At 36.8% G+C, this 16,855-nt stretch carries 14 protein-coding genes; all 14 read left to right on the top strand.

All coding sequences use genetic code 11. From position 1 onward, the window contains the following. The coding region (locus tag M983_RS13880; RefSeq protein ID WP_066752108.1) for a YbaK/EbsC family protein at nucleotides 1–384 on the top strand (384 nt) is incomplete at its 5' end. Between the two features lie 431 nt (nucleotides 385–815). Beyond that, nucleotides 816–2,174, top strand: coding sequence for a dicarboxylate/amino acid:cation symporter (locus tag M983_RS13875; RefSeq protein ID WP_066752106.1), 1,359 nt, complete (start codon nucleotides 816–818; stop codon nucleotides 2,172–2,174). A gap of 994 nt (nucleotides 2,175–3,168) precedes the next feature. Further along, nucleotides 3,169–3,666 carry a type VI secretion system contractile sheath small subunit gene (tssB, locus tag M983_RS13870; RefSeq protein WP_066752103.1) on the top strand — a complete coding sequence of 166 codons (498 nt, stop codon included), beginning with the start codon at nucleotides 3,169–3,171 and terminating at the stop codon, nucleotides 3,664–3,666. 20 nt (nucleotides 3,667–3,686) lie between these two features. Beyond that, complete coding sequence (gene tssC, locus M983_RS13865) at nucleotides 3,687–5,231, top strand: type VI secretion system contractile sheath large subunit (protein WP_066752101.1); 1,545 nt, start codon at nucleotides 3,687–3,689, stop codon at nucleotides 5,229–5,231. 12 nt (nucleotides 5,232–5,243) lie between these two features. Beyond that, the gene (gene tssK / locus M983_RS13860; protein ID WP_066752099.1) at nucleotides 5,244–6,581 is read left to right on the top strand and encodes a type VI secretion system baseplate subunit TssK; all 1,338 of its coding nucleotides are present in this window, start codon (nucleotides 5,244–5,246) and stop codon (nucleotides 6,579–6,581) included. Next, nucleotides 6,578–7,240: a type VI secretion system protein TssL, short form gene (gene tssL, locus M983_RS13855; protein ID WP_066752097.1), complete on the top strand. Its 663-nt coding sequence runs from the start codon at nucleotides 6,578–6,580 to the stop codon at nucleotides 7,238–7,240. The genes tssK and tssL overlap by 4 nt, the downstream gene beginning before the upstream one ends. Next, nucleotides 7,240–8,979 carry an OmpA family protein gene (locus M983_RS13850; protein ID WP_066752094.1) on the top strand — a complete coding sequence of 580 codons (1,740 nt, stop codon included), beginning with the start codon at nucleotides 7,240–7,242 and terminating at the stop codon, nucleotides 8,977–8,979. Before tssL ends, M983_RS13850 begins: the two co-directional genes overlap by 1 nt. 2 nt (nucleotides 8,980–8,981) lie before the next feature. Continuing rightward, nucleotides 8,982–9,473 (top strand): Hcp family type VI secretion system effector, encoded by a 492-nt coding sequence (locus tag M983_RS13845; protein WP_006815472.1) that lies wholly within the window; start codon nucleotides 8,982–8,984, stop codon nucleotides 9,471–9,473. A 178-nt stretch (nucleotides 9,474–9,651) separates the two neighbouring features. Beyond that, nucleotides 9,652–12,318, top strand: a complete 2,667-nt coding sequence (gene tssH, locus M983_RS13840; protein WP_066752089.1) for a type VI secretion system ATPase TssH — start codon at nucleotides 9,652–9,654, stop codon at nucleotides 12,316–12,318. A 34-nt stretch (nucleotides 12,319–12,352) separates the two neighbouring features. Continuing rightward, the gene (gene tli1a / locus M983_RS13835; RefSeq protein ID WP_066752088.1) at nucleotides 12,353–12,880 is read left to right on the top strand and encodes a Tli1a family immunity protein; all 528 of its coding nucleotides are present in this window, start codon (nucleotides 12,353–12,355) and stop codon (nucleotides 12,878–12,880) included. Next, entirely contained in the window at nucleotides 12,865–13,392 is a 528-nt protein-coding gene (tli1a, locus tag M983_RS13830; RefSeq protein ID WP_066752087.1) for a Tli1a family immunity protein, read from the top strand. The genes tli1a (M983_RS13835) and tli1a (M983_RS13830) overlap by 16 nt, the downstream gene beginning before the upstream one ends. Beyond that, nucleotides 13,377–13,895, top strand: a complete 519-nt coding sequence (gene tli1a / locus M983_RS13825) for a Tli1a family immunity protein (protein ID WP_083954609.1) — start codon at nucleotides 13,377–13,379, stop codon at nucleotides 13,893–13,895. Before tli1a (M983_RS13830) ends, tli1a (M983_RS13825) begins: the two co-directional genes overlap by 16 nt. After that, nucleotides 13,886–16,408 carry a T6SS phospholipase effector Tle1-like catalytic domain-containing protein gene (locus M983_RS13820; RefSeq protein ID WP_066752084.1) on the top strand — a complete coding sequence of 841 codons (2,523 nt, stop codon included), beginning with the start codon at nucleotides 13,886–13,888 and terminating at the stop codon, nucleotides 16,406–16,408. Before tli1a (M983_RS13825) ends, M983_RS13820 begins: the two co-directional genes overlap by 10 nt. An 84-nt stretch (nucleotides 16,409–16,492) precedes the next feature. After that, nucleotides 16,493–16,855: contractile injection system protein, VgrG/Pvc8 family (locus tag M983_RS13815; RefSeq protein ID WP_281180123.1), on the top strand; the 363-nt coding region annotated here is incomplete at its 3' end.

The raw sequence follows: 16,855 nt of genomic DNA, 5'->3' as shown, positions 1-16,855 counted from the left end.
GGTACTGAGTTAGGACAAGGTGCTAAAGGCCTAGTTTGTCATGTAAAAGGCAACGGAATTAAACAACATGTTCTTGCTATTTTACCTGCCGATAAACAAGCTGATCTTCATAAACTTGCCATAGCGATGGGGGGCACTCGCGCTTCACTCGCAAGTCCTAAAGAAGTAGATGAACTCACGCAATGTGTTTTTGGTGCAATTCCACCTTTTAGCTTTCATCCTTCTTTAAAATTAGTTGCTGATCCCTTACTTTTTGAGCGCTTTGATGAATTAGCATTTAATGCAGGAACACTTGAACGTTCTATAATTTTAAATACGAAAGATTATCAACAAATTGCACAGCCTGAATTAATTCATTTTATTCGTGAAGATGTAAACGAATAGTATTATTTATAAAATAATTTTTAATCTATATTTACGACCATCTTATAATTGATTTATAAAATGGTCGTAATATTTTTTTATATAACGCTGTTCAATGCTTATATTTTTATTCCATTTATATATTATAAAAAACTACTTTCTTTTTTATTTGATAGCTTTTTATTTCAATAAACTTAACAAAATAAGAATAAAAACCATAAATTCTATTTTTGTGATTATCAATGTCTAAAGAATGTACAAAACAGATAGTTGAAATATTTTTTTTCGATTCAGCGCACAATAATAAAAGAAAGAAATTTTCTTTTATTGACCTCTATTACTCATCCATTTAATTTAACATCAATAAAAAAACAATTATGTAAACTTTTATTTACAATTCTATTTTATCTGACTTATAACTATATTGTACCCATCAGGTGCAGGGAATTTTTATGCAAACTTCAATCAAAAAACAACCACTTTATAAAGTACTTTATGTCCAGGTGATATTCGCTATTGTGCTTGGTATCTTACTTGGTCATTTCTACCCCGATGTAGGTGAATCCTTTAAGCCTCTAGGTGATGCTTTTATTAAAATTGTAAAAATGATTATCGCACCTGTTATTTTCTTAACTGTAGTAACAGGTATTGCGGGCATGAATAACATGAAAGCAGTAGGTAAAGTCGCTGGTAAATCAATGGCTTATTTCCTAACATTTTCGACAATTGCATTGTTTATCGGTTTGATTGTTGCAAATGTAATTCGTCCTGGTGAGGGTTTAAATATTTCTCCGGCTTCATTAGATGCAAGCAAAGTTGAAGGTTATGTCACTAAAGCGCATGACTCTTCTATTGTTGGTTTTTTAATGAATATTATTCCAGAAACAGTAGTTAGCCCATTAGTTAATGGCAACATATTACAAGTCTTATTTGTTTCTGTAGTATTTGGTATTGCACTAGCCTCTATTGGAACTCGGGGTGAACCTGTTCTTAAATTCCTGCAAAACTTCTCAGATCCTGTATTTAAAATGGTTGGCATGCTAATGAAATTAGCGCCTATTGGTGCTTTCGGTGCAATGGCCTTTACTATTGGTAAATACGGTATTTCTTCTGTTAGTAATTTACTAATGCTTGTGCTTACCTTCTATATAACATCCTTACTTTTTGTGCTTGTCGTATTAGGCGCTGTGGCTAAATATAATGGATTTTCTATCCTCTCTTTAATTAAATATATTAAAGACGAACTTTGGTTAGTATTAGGAACATCTTCGTCTGAAGCTGCACTGCCTACTTTAATGCAGAAAATGGAGAAGGTTGGCTGTGAGAAATCCGTTGTTGGCTTAGTTATTCCAACGGGTTATTCATTTAATCTAGATGGTACTAATATCTACATGACTATGGCGGCATTATTTATTGCACAAGCAACAGGAATTGATCTCTCATTAACTGAGCAAATCACACTCTTATTAGTTGCAATGATAAGCTCTAAAGGTGCTGCTGGTGTTACAGGTGCAGGCTTTATAACTCTAGCTGCAACACTTTCTGTTGTACCAAGTGTTCCTGTTGCAGGCATGGCATTAATTTTGGGAATAGACCGTTTTATGTCAGAATGTCGAGCATTAACTAACCTTGTCGGTAATGCCTGTGCTTGTATCGTTGTTGCTCGCTGGGAGGATGCTCTTGATAAAGAAAGAATGCACGATGTATTTAATGGCAAAATTTCTGATGACATACTGCCAGATACAACGGGTGAACTTGTTCCTATTGAAATCAACGAACCCAATGATCCGACAAAAATCCCTGTAAAATAAAAAACAACTAAAGCATCAAAATAGTGATTATAAAGCACCTCTTGGGGTGCTTTTTTGTTATAAAAAGGTGTATTTAATCGATATTAAAGACTCTAAAAAAATAAAGATAAACATAATATTCTATTTTTACTCTTTAAATAATTAACACCTTATTAAATACTAATAATTTAAATTAATAAAAATTTTAATATTTTTATCTAATTTATAGATAAGAAAAATATCTATTTTAATTAACAAGCAAGAACTCAACTTCACATATCGACATTTTTAATATGGCTTTACTATTTTAAACTTACTTTTTCTCTCTATCTTATTATTTGAAATTCCAGATTATAAAAAGTAGAACTTCGCAAACTATCATACTAGTTCAACGACTCATTCATCATACAAAATAGTAAATACTATTGCTTGAATTTACCTCAAAAATAAGTGCTCAAAATAAATACAAAATGATTTCAACGCAAAAATTATTTCAAACATGAAATCGCTATTGCACTTAATGTGTAAAGAAAAATAACATCAACCTTATTCAAATAGCAAAATAAAAACCTAAATAAACCCAAAAAACACTACTTTAGAAAGATATCCAAACCCTACAGTTGTTTTTTTTATATTTATAACTCTTTAGTATTTCATTTATAACTTAATAAACATAAGTCATTTCACCTAAAATAAATCAAATTTCACTTATATTTCAGATTACTTATAAAATGAAACTTAGTGTTACAATTTACTCGTTATTATTTCTTGCCTGTAAAAATAAAAAATATAATATACTGAATTAGCAACAAAAATATTATAATAGCGTTTTTTTTGAATAACTCATTAAGTTTGTTTTTTGTACCTACTTCAAATTTATTAATAAGAAAATTTGATCTGTGACTCATTCAGCGATATAAATATACGTACAATAAGTTAAGTTTTAGTTATTAAATCACAATTATTTATACATGCATTTTTAAAATGCATATGCACAATTAAAGGAATATCTCTCATGTCAGATAGTTTCCAAAATGAAGTCCCCAAAGCTCGCGTTAATATTAAATTAGATCTGCACACTGGCGGTGCACAAAAAAAAGTAGAGTTACCACTCAAGCTTCTCGCTGTTGGTGACTATAGCCATGGACAAGACACTCGAGCCCTGTCTGAGCGTGAGAAGGTAAATATCAACAAAAATAATTTTGATAGTGTTCTCGCTGAATTTACCCCATCTATTAATCTCATAGTGAAAAATACACTAGCTAATGATGGTACTGAGGAAAATGTCGCGCTTTCATTCAAAAATATGAAAGACTTCGAACCAGAACAAGTCGCCCGTCAGATCCCTCAACTTCGCGCCATGCTTGCTATGCGTAATCTCTTACGTGACCTCAAATCTAATCTTCTCGATAACGTCACTTTTCGCAGAGAGCTTGAAAATATCTTAAAAGATCCTGCTCTTAGTGATGAATTACGCGAGGAATTAGCTCAGTTAGCGCCGAAAAAAGATTAATTTGGAAATAACACAGGATTATGCTGATGTCTGTAAATAGTGAAACGAATAAAAGTACAACAACAGTACTAGAAAATGCACAAAGCCAAGGCGTTTATGCTTCTTTATTTGAAAAAATTAATCTCACTCCAGTTGCTGAGATCAGTGATATTAATGAATTTCAAGACAACACAATGTTAGCAGATGCAACTGCAGATGAGCGTGTAACTATCGCCGTTCAAGTCTTCCTTGACCGCTTGAAATCATCAGGGCAAAAAGTAGAACGCTTAGATAGAAACCTGCTAGATCATCATATTGCTGAGCTTGATAAACAAATTAGTCAGCAACTTGACGAAGTAATGCATCATGCTAAATTCCAAGAAGTTGAATCAACATGGCGTGGCTTAAAATCTTTAATTGACCGCACTGATTTTCGTCAAAATGTCAAAATTGAATTACTTGATATTGCTAAAGACGACTTGCGTCAAGATTTTGAAGATAGTCCTGAAATCATTCAAAGTGGACTGTATCACCATACTTATATTGCTGAATATGACACCCCAGGGGGTGAACCTATCGCTGCAATAATTTCAAATTATGAATTTGATCGTAATCCTCAAGATATCGCGCTATTACGTAACATTTCTAAAGTTTCAGCATCAGCTCATATGCCATTCATCGGTTCAGTAGGTCCTGCATTCTTTGGTAAAGAAACAATGGAAGAAGTTGCTGCTATCAAAGATATTGGTAACTATTTTGACCGTGCTGAATATATCAAATGGAAATCTTTCCGTGACTCAGATGATGCACGATATATCGGCTTAACTATGCCTCGTGTATTAGGCCGTCTACCTTATGGACCAGACACCGTTCCAGTTCGCAGCTTTAACTATGTTGAAGAAGTAAAAGGTCCTGATCACGAGAAATATTTATGGACAAATGCAACCTTTGCTTTCGCCGCTAATATGGTAAAAAGCTTTATTAATAATGGTTGGTGTGTACAAATTCGTGGGCCACAAGCAGGTGGTGCGGTAAAAGATTTACCAATACATCTATTTGACTTAGGAACAGGAAGCCAAGTCAAAATACCTTCTGAAGTTATGATCCCTGAGACAAGAGAATTTGAATTCGCAAACTTAGGATTTATTCCTCTGTCTTACTATAAAAACCGTGATTACTCATGCTTTTTCTCAGCTAATTCAGCACAGAAACCTGCACTTTATGATACAGCAGATGCAACTGCAAACAGCAGAATTAACTCACGCTTACCTTATATCTTCTTATTATCACGTATCGCTCACTATTTAAAACTTATCCAACGTGAAAATATCGGTACAACTAAAGACCGTCGCTTACTTGAGCTTGAACTAAATAACTGGGTTCGTGGCTTAGTAACCGAAATGACTGATCCTGGTGATGATTTACAAGCATCGCATCCATTACGTGATGCAAAAGTAGTTGTAGAAGATATTGAAGATAATCCTGGTTTCTTCCGTGTGAAATTATATGCAGTACCTCACTTCCAAGTTGAAGGTATGGATGTTGATTTATCTTTAGTTTCACAAATGCCAAAATCGAAATCATAAGGATATTCAGGGATGAAGATCTATCGTCCTTTATGGACTGATGGGGCTTTTTTAGCCCCACAACAATTTCAGCAACAAGCCCGATGGGATAGTTATGTTGCCGATGTTGTCGCAAAAATGGCGATAGCATCTCCATGGGGAGTCATCACAACTGAATTCGATGAAAGTGCATTAACTATTTCTCGATTAAGCGCACAAAAAATGGTTGTGCGCTTTGCTGATGGAACCTTAATTGATACTTCATTAGCAGATAATCTTCCACCTGTTGTAGAGCTAGCCCAATATGAACAGCATCAAACATTAGATGTTGTTCTTGCCTTACCTTTACTACTGGCTAATGGTGGAAATTTATTAGCTGAAGGAAGTACAGAAAGACCTCGACGTTTTCGTCAAGAATGGCAAAAGGTACAAGATCTTGTTGGACAAGAGCAAACAGATATTGCGGTTCTGCGCCATGCAATCAGCTTACGTTTTGCTCAAGATGAAAATAGTGCCTATCTTACCTGCCCTGTTGCACGATTGATTCGTAATACACAAGGTTCATGGTCTTTTGATTCAAGCTTTATTCCGCCATTGCTTTCTTCACAAGGGAGCCCTGCTCTTGTGACTCTATTAACAGAGTTTATGCATCGTTTAGTCGCTAAACGTCGTCGTCTAATGATGTTACGTCGTGAAAGTAATGAAAAAATGGCTGATTTTGCGGTAGCTGATGTTTCTTTATTTTGGTTACTAAACTCCCTCAATAGCGCTGAACCTGTTCTAAATGAATTAATGGGAGAGCTTCACCGCCATCCTGAATTTTTATATCGAGAACTTGCGCGTCTTGCTGGTAGTTTATTAACTTTCTCACTTGAACATCAAATAGAAGATATCCCGGCTTATCAGCACGATAAGCCAGAGCTTGTTTTTCCGCCTTTATTTGCTCTATTAAATTCTCTACTTGAAGCAAGTTTACCATCTCGAATAGTCACCATTGATTTACAAAAAGATGGACCTTTTTGGAAAGGTGAACTTCACGATAGTCGCTTACGTGAAGATGCTGATTTCTATCTTTCTGTACGTTCATCACTACCAACACATCTTCTTGTCACACAATTCCCTTTACTTTGTAAAGCAGGAAGTGCAGATGATGTCTCTGATGTCGTTAATATCGCACTGAAAGGTATTCCATTACATGCTTTGACTCAAGTTCCAACAGCACTACCACTACGGTTAGAAAATCAATACTTTGCACTTGATATAGATAATCCTGCTGGTTTAGCCATGTTAGATTCGGGTAAATGTGCATTTTATGTTCCTGGAACCTTAGGTGAAATCCATCTCGAACTATTTGCGGTGCTGCGCTCATGAATACACTTCCAGCCTCTAAACAATCAATAGATATGATTTTTGCTAATACTTGGTTAATGGTCTGTCAGCTTAATCAAGGTACATCTATTTCAAATGGAGATGAATTTTATCGCAAAGTTTGTCAACTCATTGATGACACACGCCAACAATTAGTAGACAAAGGTTACGATGATGCTGCGATAGAAAATATGCAGTATGCACAATGCGCTTTAATTGATGAAAGTGTAATGAACCGCGCTAATCAAGATGATGGCTATAAAACATGGATACAATCCCCTCTTCAAGCTCGCTACTTCAATACACTAGAAGCGGGCGACAAGCTATGGGATAGGTTACGTAGCGTATTATCAGAAACATCACCAAATAAAGATGTTCTACTCTGCTTTCATCGCATCCTCACTTTAGGATTTGTGGGTAAATTTCGCCGTATTGAAGATCCTGAAAGAGAACGCATTGTTACAGAGCTTTCATCTAAAGTTTCCTCTTACATACCCTCTTCTGAGCTACCTCTTGTAGTGAAACCAAAATTACGCTTTAGCCATCGTAAAGCTTATTGGTTTGGTTGGGTAGCAGGAGGATTACTGTTAGTCGCACTTTGGTGGGGATTCTCTACTTCGTTAGAACATTTATTGCAACAGTTGATGGTTCAGGGAAAGTAATGCAAAACCCAATAAAAGCATTAGTTACACTGTTTGCAATCAGCTTATTTCTCTGGTTGCTATGGGGATTTTGGTCTTTAGGTCTATCAATATCTCTCTTTTTTACTGTTTTTGTTCTCGTCATTATGGGCAGTGTTCTCTTTTGGCGTTACAAGCAACAGCGCCAACAGCACACACTCGAACAACATTTTATTGAATCATTACCCGCTGATAACTATCAAGGCGCAGTTGTACTCGTTTGTGGGCAGTCTTCAGCTCTTTTCTCTGAAGGTCAATTACACAGAGAAACATCACAAGGTTGGTATATCAACATAACCAGTCCATCAGAACTGAACAATGTTGTGCACACTATTGGTGAGAATACGCCTTCAATTATTAGTCAATTATCTCTTTTATATGCGCTATTACCTGAGCAATTGACTGAGATTGAAAACGTGACTCAATCATTACTTTGCTGGCGTAGAGCGATTGGAGAAAGTTACCGTAAATTAGGAACTCGTATTCCTTTTTGGACAACGGTTTATATTTCACCTTCAAAAATTAAAAATAGTCTTGAAAGTGATAAAGATGATGAACATCTTTGGTTCACGCTACTAAGTCACCAAAACGAATTTCAAGCAGAACTTGAAGGTAATGTCGCAGAGCCTTACTCGGTTTGGTTAGCATCACAAAATGCGAATAGTAAGCAACAACTACAATCAGCATTACTCTTTGATGTTTTACTTGAATGGCTACAAAAAGTCTTTATTCCGCAATTAACAGTAGAACAAACTGGTGCCTTGCCATTAACGCCGTCAGCATGGGCAATTCAATGGACTCACGTTGAACCTCAGCCCAATAATCTATGGCTTCAATTTATTGAAGAAAAAACAGCGTTACCGCTTGTGACTACAGCACTTACACAAACATTACTTCCTCTTCCTGATGTGATGTTACGTCGCTTACATCATGATGTGAATCTGAGTCGTGGTGAATGTTTAGTTGGTACGATTGGTTTAATCTGTGGCTTATTTTTAATTGGCGCACTTAGCGGAAGTTACCATCATAATCGCCAATTACTTCGCCATATTGATGACGATATCACTCGTTTTCATCGATTATCTGATGAGCCATTATCAGCAAAACAAGCCGCTTACAATCAGCTAAAAGATGATGCAACCCAGCTATCACGTTGGGAAAGAGAAGGTATTCCAACGGCTTATTCTCTCGCCTTATACCAAGGTGAATACGTATTACCGTATCTACACACTTTGTTAGGAAGCTGGGCACCGCCTTCAGCACCTGAACCTACCATTATTATTCAAGAGACACCAACAATGATCTCTCTTGATAGCTTAGCCTTATTTGATGTTGGGCAATATACCCTCAAATCTGGTGCAACTAAGGTATTAGTTGATGCGCTAATCAATATTAAAGCTAAACCCGGTTGGTTAATTATTGTTTCAGGTTACACCGATAACACCGGCAATGCTGAATTTAATCAAAAATTATCGCTTAAGCGAGCTGAATCTGTTCGTGATTGGATGATAGAAACAAGTGATATCAATCCTACTTGCTTCGCTGTTCAAGGATATGGACAAAGTAACCCTGTTGCTAGTAATGACACTACAGAAGGGCGAGCACGTAATCGGCGAGTGGAAATTCGTTTAATGCCACAAGCTGATGCATGCAAAACACTCAATGATAAACCCGTGTCACCGATGGACGATGGCACACATACTACAATGAAGGAGAAGTAACTATGGCAATTCCTGTTTACCTATGGCTGAAAGATGACGGTGGTGCAGAAATTAAAGGTTCTGTAAATGTGCAAGATCGTGAAGGTAGCATCGAAGTCGTCGCACAAGATCATAACCTTTATATTCCTACTGATAACAATACAGGGAAATTAACAGGTACTCGTATTCATACCCCATTCATCTTCGTTAAAGAAATCGATGCTTCAAGTCCTTACCTTTACAAGGCTGTAACGACAGGACAAACGTTAAAAGAAGCTGAATTCAAATGGTATCGCATTGATGATGCAGGCCAAGAAGTTGAATATTTCAACACTAAACTTGAAAACGTTAAAGTTGTGAAAGTCGCACCAAAAATGCACGACATTAAAGATCCAAGTAAAGAAAAACACAATCATCTCGAAGAGATTGAATTGCGTTATGAAAAAATCACTTGGACTTATAAAGACGGCAATATCATTCATTCAGATTCTTGGAATGAAAGAGCAACTGCTTAATTTCTTAAAATCAAATGCAGGCGTTTATCGCCTGCATTTTTCATCATTAATTACCTCTACCCACAAACTAACAACCATTACCTTATGAACCTCGGTTTACGGTTATGGGCGGTAGCGTGCCTAAATCCCAACCCAATCATTTGGTGTTATTACCCTTTTCCAAGTAAAGAGAGAGAATATGGACAATTCATCTGTGATGTTACTACGCCGTTTAAATCCTTATTGTGCCAGCGCATTAGAAGCCGCAGCGTCATTATGTCAAACACGAGCACACGCGGAAATTACCATTGAACATTGGCTTCTCAAAATATTGGAACTTGGTGAAAGTGACATCACTGTACTTGCTCGCCGTTATGAGTGGGATATGGGAAGTATTTGGCAAAGCTTACTTGCTCATATAGATAATCTACCTCGTTCAATTCATAGTCGCCCTCAACTTTCTAAACCATTACTTAATTTAATTCAGCAAGCTTGGGTTATCGCGTCATTAGATGAAGATATAGAAAACATTCGCAGTGTACATTTATTATCTGCGATGGTGAAAGAACCTCAATTAGTACCTAATGATTCACTATGGCCACTGATGACATTAAGTGCAACACAGCTACAACGCTTAAGACCTCTTCTTGATGCTCAATCAGATGAACGCCCTGAAGTGCAAAGCTTAGCTTCACATAATACGTCACAATCCCCATCTCAACTCACCCCAAAAAGCGAAGAAAACAGCTCATCACCTAATAATACAAATGCTATTGTGGGTGAACAACTTAACGAAGCTTTACTTGCCGTATTAAATAAATTTACGGTGGATATGACAGAAAAAGCACGCAACGGTGATATCGACCCTATATTTGGTCGAGATGATGAAATTCGCCAAATGGTTGATATTCTCTCTCGTCGTCGCAAAAACAATCCTATTTTAGTTGGTGAGCCTGGTGTTGGTAAAACCGCTTTAGTTGAAGGATTGGCACTACGAATTATCGAAAAAAATGTTCCTGTAAGCTTACAAACGACCTCACTACGCACTTTAGATTTAGGATTACTACAAGCGGGTGCTGGCGTTAAAGGTGAATTTGAACAACGCCTCAAAAATGTGATTGAAGCCGTACAACAATCCCCTACCCCTATTCTCCTATTTATTGATGAAGCCCACACTATTATTGGTGCAGGTAACCAAGCAGGGGGTGCTGATGCCGCCAACTTACTCAAACCCGCACTTGCTCGTGGTGAACTACGCACTATTGCAGCAACAACTTGGTCTGAATATAAACAATACTTTGAACGCGATGCCGCATTAGAGCGTCGTTTCCAAATTGTCAAAGTGGATGAGCCTGATGATGAACGTGCATTTTTAATGTTACGTGGTTTGAAATCACGCTATGCGAAATATCATGGTGTTCACATTATTGATAATGCGGTCAAAGCTGCCGTTACTTTATCTCGTCGTTACCTTACTGGTCGCCAATTACCTGATAAAGCGGTTGATTTGCTCGATACAGCGAGCGCTCGAATTCGCATGAGCTTAGATACATTACCAGAAGAAATTACTCGATTAAAAGCAAAACGAAAAGCACTTGAACTTGAGCAACACGCTATTTTAGAAGATATTGCAATTGGCAATACTCAAAGCCAAGATTTACTCTCAGAGCTAGTGACTAAAGACGCTAAAATCACGATTGAACTACAGCAATTAGAGCAACGCTTTGAGCAAGAAAAAACACTAGTTACAGAATTACTCTCTCGTCGTCAAAATGAATTAGATGTTAGTGAAATTCAAGAACAACTAGAACAATTACAAGATAATTCTCCTCTTATTACAACGGATGTGGATGTACGCACTGTGGCGACAGTTATTGCTGATTGGACTGGCGTACCTCTTTCTAGTTTATTAAAAGATGAGCAAACAGAGCTTCTGAGATTAGAAACGGAATTAGGTAAACGTGTTATAGGGCAAGACAGCGCATTGATTGCTTTAGGACAACGCTTACGAGCAGCGAGAACAGGGCTTGCATCAGAAAATGGTCCTCAAGGTGTTTTCTTATTAGTCGGCCCTAGTGGTATAGGTAAAACTGAAACCGCACTTGCCCTTGCTGATACATTATTCGGCGGTGAAAAATCACTTGTTACCATTAATATGTCAGAATACCAAGAAGCCCACACGGTAAGCCAACTTAAGGGTTCACCTCCAGGATATGTCGGTTATGGTCAAGGCGGTATTTTAACGGAAGCAGTACGCAAACGTCCTTACAGCGTTGTATTACTTGATGAAGTTGAAAAAGCACACCGTGATGTTCTTAACTTATTCTATCAAGTTTTCGATCGTGGATTTATGCGAGATGGAGAAGGCCGTGAAATCGATTTTCGCAATACCGTTATCTTAATGACGGCAAACTTAGGAAGTGACTTGCTGATGCAACAACTTGAAGAATTTCCTGAAACAAGTGACGGCGAATTGCAGGAAGTACTACGCCCTACATTACGCGATCACTTCCAGCCTGCACTATTAGCGCGATTCCAAACACTCATTTATCGTCCTCTTGATCCAACAGCATTACGTACTATTGTTGAGATGAAGCTTAATCGAGTTATGAAGCGTCTTTATACCCACTATCGTTTAACAGGTATTGTGGAAGAAGCGCTGTATGACACCTTAGTTTCTACCTGTTTATTACCTGATACTGGCGCTCGTAATATTGATAGCTTACTCAATCAACAAATATTACCTGTATTAAGCCAGCAATTATTAATGCGACAAGCTGATAATCAACAAGCCCAATTTGTCACCTTGGGTTATAACGATGATGAAGGGATCACCCTGAGTTTTAGTGATGAACCGTTACTCTAATGAATAAATATTCTTAAAATATAAGGTCCGCAATATGCGCTTAAAAATAACTCGAAAAATATTCGTTATTATTAGTGGGATCGCTATTGCGCTTATTGCGGTCTATTTATTATTTATTCGTCAGCCTGAAGAGAAATATTTAGCAGGGAGTATGAGTGGAATTAATCATGTAAAGGGTACCTCTGTTAATTGGTTCAAAGTTAATGGTTATTATGCGAAAAGTGCCAATGATACATGTTGCATTTTGGTGCCTGCTAAATGGACACCAAATCAAACCGTATTAATCGAATGGGAAGTTGACCCTAATCCCTATCCAACAGATTCACCTGGTATTACAGATCCTGCATTTAAAGCTTACATGAGAAATCACGAAGCGAATTATCGTCATTACCAAAAAGTGGTTGAAATTCCTGAATATGATGATCCTTGTAGTATGAAAATACATTTTCTGCCTTGCCAAGAAGTAAAAGTCTCGCTTTCTTGTTTTGCCCCTTGGCGACCTGAATATCCAATACAAGATCCTCTTGAAATGGAAGAACCTGCGGTATGTCCTCAAAAATAACTCGAAAAATATTCGCGATTATTAGTGGGATCGCTATTGCCCTTATTGCAGTCTATTTATTATTTATTCGTCAGCCTGAAGAGAAATATTTGGCAGGTAGTTTACATGGGTATAATCACGTTAAAGGCACCGTTGTGAATAAGTTTAAAGTTAATGGCAATTACGGACAAGGGGTAGCAGGGACTTGCTGTATTATGGTACCCGCTAAATGGACACCAAATCAAACCGTATTAGTGGAATGGGAAGTTGACCCTAATCCCTATCCAACAGATTCCTCTAGTATTACAGATCCTGCATTTAAAGCTTACATGAGAAATCACGAAGCGAATTATCGTCACTACCATAAAGTAGTTGAAATTCCCGAATATGATGATCCTTGTAGTATGAAAGTGCATTTCCTTCCTTGCCAAGAAGTAAAAGTCTCGCTTTCTTGTTTTGCTCCTTGGCGTCCTGAATATCCAATACAGGATCCACTCGAAATGAAGGAGCCAGCTGTATGTCCTCAAAAATAAATCGAAAAGTATTCGCTATTATTAGTGGGATCGCGATTGCGCTTATTGCAGTCTATTTATTATTTATTCACCAACCTGAAGAGAAATATTTGGCAGGAAATTTACACGGTTATAATCACGTTAAAGACACATCTGTCAATTGGTTCAAAGTTAATGGTAATTATGGACAAGGAGCGGGAGGAACTTGTTGTATTCTTGTACCTGCTAAATGGACACCAAATCAAACTGTATTAGTGGAATGGGAAGTTGATCCTAATGCTTATGATAAATCTCCGCCTATAGGTACTGATGAATTCCGTCAATATATGAAACAACATAAAGCGAATTATCGTCACTACCAAAAAATGGTTGAAATTCCTGAATATGATGATCCTTGCAGTGTTGACGTGCACTTTCTTCCTTGCCAAGAAGTAAAAATCACCCTTTCATGTCATGGCACTAGCCACCCTGATTATCCTATTAAAGAGCCTAGCTTTATGGAGGAGCCTGCTGTATGTCCTTAATATTAGATCTTGCTGCTAATAAAAAATTTCATTTCATGCTTATTAATATGATTAAAGGGACTATAGATGATAAGCATGCGACAAAAGGAGATCCTTGTTGGGCTCCTCCATTTTTCCCCCAACAAGGTCGTTTATCACTGACCCATGAACAGTTGAAAGAAAATATTAAAAAAATTGAATATGAAGACAATAAACCGAGATCTCAGATACCTCAAAAAGGTACTACACAATGTTGTAAAAGCTTACATGTCAGTTTTTTCTTTGATGGCACAAATAATAATAATAAAAATGATACTGAAGATTCCGACCCCCCTCATCCAACCAATGTAGCTAAACTTTTTCATGCCAGCTCTCCTGATATAAAAGAGGTAACGGATAAAGGTTTTTATACTTACTATATGTCAGGTGTAGGTACTCCATTCCCTGAAATTAAATCCTATGAATACTATAATAGTGGGTTAACATTCGCCTCAGGAGGGGAGGCTCGTATTAGCTGGGCATTAATTCAAATATGTAATACGTTATATCATGCTGTTACAGGTGATAAGCTCACTTTAGCAGAAATGCGTCTACTGCTTTCAGAAATGAGCATTGCAGATCATTACAATCCAACAACAGTTTTATTCAAACAACTTAGGAAGATAAGAAATAAAATAATAAAACATCGCCCAAAACTCGTCGCATTAAAATTATATATTTATGGGTTTTCTCGAGGTTCTGCAGAAGCGCGTACTTTTGTTTATTGGATAGATAAACTTCTTAATTATATTTATATACAGGCTCCCCCATTAAGACCATTAATATTTCCTAAAGAAACTATTTATGGCATTCCCGTCTCAGTTGAATTTTTAGGGTTATTTGATACCGTGCCTGCAGTTGGTTTCGCGAATGTTATGCCTATGTTTACAGGCCATAATGGCTGGGCTGATGGAACCCAACAATTGCCAAAATCAGGTTTAATTAAAAATTGCTACCATTTCATGGCAGCCCATGAGCAACGACAATCTTTTGCTGTAGACTCTATACGAACACCTGAAGGGAACTACCCACAAAATACTCGAGAAATTATTTACCCAGGCATGCACTCTGATATTGGAGGAGGTTATCCACCCGAAGATCAAGGTAAAGCAAGAGGTGGCCATGATGAGCTTTTTTCTCAAATAACTCTACATGATATGTATGCAGCAGCAATAGATGCAGGTGCACCATTATCATTAAGCACTGAGAGCTTTTCATTATTAACGCCAGAGCAACAGAAGTCTTATTCTTTTAGAAAAATGAATAAGACAATACAAGATGAGTTCGATTTCTCAGTAAAACTTATTAATAAATTCAATGCATGGCGAGAGAATACTCTACCAGAAATAACAATAAATAATGAAACTAAATCAATTTCATCTTATGTTCCTAATCGTTTTATAACAAATGATGTTGAAAGTGTCATTGAATGCCAGCTTATTTTAATAACTGCTTGGCGTATTGGACGTTATGCATCACCTCAAAACTCCGCAATGAATCTAACACAACAAGATTTCTTTAAATATGCCCCTCAACATTTGGAGATAAAAGCTCAACCTTATGAGATTGAATTTAGCCAGCAAGCAAGCAGTGCTCTAGCTAAAGAACATAAAGATATAGAAAATACAATCAATAATATTGCTAAAAAAAGAAACGAAGAAGCTAAAAAACAAAATGATCTTAATAAATGGTTACCACCATCTTACCTCATAGGTCCACCTTTATTTGATGCAACTAATGCTAGGGGGCAGCTTTGGGAAGCATCTTTAGAATTTAAAGCAGATTATAATGACGTACCTCGCCCACCACCTTTAATACAAATAACTCACAATACAGTAGAAACTTGTCAGGCAATCGATTATTACCATTCTATAGATAATCCTTATTATCAAGCTGATACTACTTGTAACACACTCCCTGAAAATAGCTTTCCTGTTAGTGTTGTTGCACAATCATTTATGCTACAAAACTTGAATGGCACGATAGCAGAATATGCTAAAGTGATTACTTATCAAGATGAGCGTAATGAATATTTAAGTCTAAAAGAAAAAAGTAAACAAATATATTCTCTTCTAGAACCTTTTTTAATAAAAAATGATATTAGCTCTGATTTAGGAAAAATAGTCGATTTTTTCGATAATCATATACATGATTCTCGCGCTTGGTTTATGCATTCAGAGAGTGGAGTTAGGGAACCTTTTGGTAGCTATTTTTTATCTCGCATGATCTATTTTGGTGATAAATGGAGTAAATCAATGCAATTAATCCCAGTAGATCAGCTTATCCATGATGATGGTATAAATAAATATATTCAACTCTATTACTCCGCTACTTATGGTTTAACTTTTCCTCATACAATGGCAACACAGCTTAAAAATATAAATATCCCTTCTACTAATGAAATAATAAAGGTTATAAGAAAAATAGACGCTATAAAAAAAGAAGAGAATATAAAATCAATATCAAATTCATTAAATGACTATATTAATAATTAGTATTATACCAATCACTCTATTATAAGGATAAACACAAAAAGTTTATTAATAATAAACAAATAAAATGTGTTTATATATTCAGCTATGAATTTTAAAAAAACAACTCAGACCCTGCTTAGTGGCCAAAACCGTTATCACCTTGAGGTACAAGGGTGTGATGAATTACTCGATGTGGAACACTTCACTGGGCGTGAAGCCATCAGTGAGACTTATCGCTACCAAATTACCTTCACTTGTGCGGCTAAAGACTTATTGCCTCAACAACTTTTACGACGCAGTGCCAGTTTAACATTTACCCCGCCAATACAATCGTTAGCCCAACTTGCCACACAAGAGGCGATTGCTAAACGTGTGCATGGTACTGTTACCGATTTTCGTCGGTTATCAGGCTCTGCTGATGAAGCCCGTTATCAACTCACCTTAGAGCCGTTCTTTGCCCTACTCCGA

The organism is Proteus myxofaciens ATCC 19692 (genome assembly GCF_001654855.1).
GTDB lineage: Bacteria > Pseudomonadota > Gammaproteobacteria > Enterobacterales > Enterobacteriaceae > Proteus > Proteus myxofaciens.
This window is presented reverse-complemented; position numbering and strand designations above follow the sequence as displayed.

Bases quoted from the DNA above. Each gene is read 5' to 3' on its own strand.
- M983_RS13875 (WP_066752106.1), top strand. From the start codon at position 816: ATGCAAACTTCAATCAAAAAACAACCACTTTATAAAGTACTTTATGTC.
- tssB (WP_066752103.1), top strand. From the start codon at position 3,169: ATGTCAGATAGTTTCCAAAATGAAGTCCCCAAAGCTCGCGTTAATATT.
- tssC (WP_066752101.1), top strand. From the start codon at position 3,687: ATGCTGATGTCTGTAAATAGTGAAACGAATAAAAGTACAACAACAGTA.
- tssK (WP_066752099.1), top strand. From the start codon at position 5,244: ATGAAGATCTATCGTCCTTTATGGACTGATGGGGCTTTTTTAGCCCCA.
- tssL (WP_066752097.1), top strand. From the start codon at position 6,578: ATGAATACACTTCCAGCCTCTAAACAATCAATAGATATGATTTTTGCT.
- M983_RS13850 (WP_066752094.1), top strand. From the start codon at position 7,240: ATGCAAAACCCAATAAAAGCATTAGTTACACTGTTTGCAATCAGCTTA.
- M983_RS13845 (WP_006815472.1), top strand. From the start codon at position 8,982: ATGGCAATTCCTGTTTACCTATGGCTGAAAGATGACGGTGGTGCAGAA.
- tssH (WP_066752089.1), top strand. From the start codon at position 9,652: ATGGACAATTCATCTGTGATGTTACTACGCCGTTTAAATCCTTATTGT.
- tli1a (WP_066752088.1), top strand. From the start codon at position 12,353: ATGCGCTTAAAAATAACTCGAAAAATATTCGTTATTATTAGTGGGATC.
- tli1a (WP_066752087.1), top strand. From the start codon at position 12,865: ATGTCCTCAAAAATAACTCGAAAAATATTCGCGATTATTAGTGGGATC.
- tli1a (WP_083954609.1), top strand. From the start codon at position 13,377: ATGTCCTCAAAAATAAATCGAAAAGTATTCGCTATTATTAGTGGGATC.
- M983_RS13820 (WP_066752084.1), top strand. From the start codon at position 13,886: ATGTCCTTAATATTAGATCTTGCTGCTAATAAAAAATTTCATTTCATG.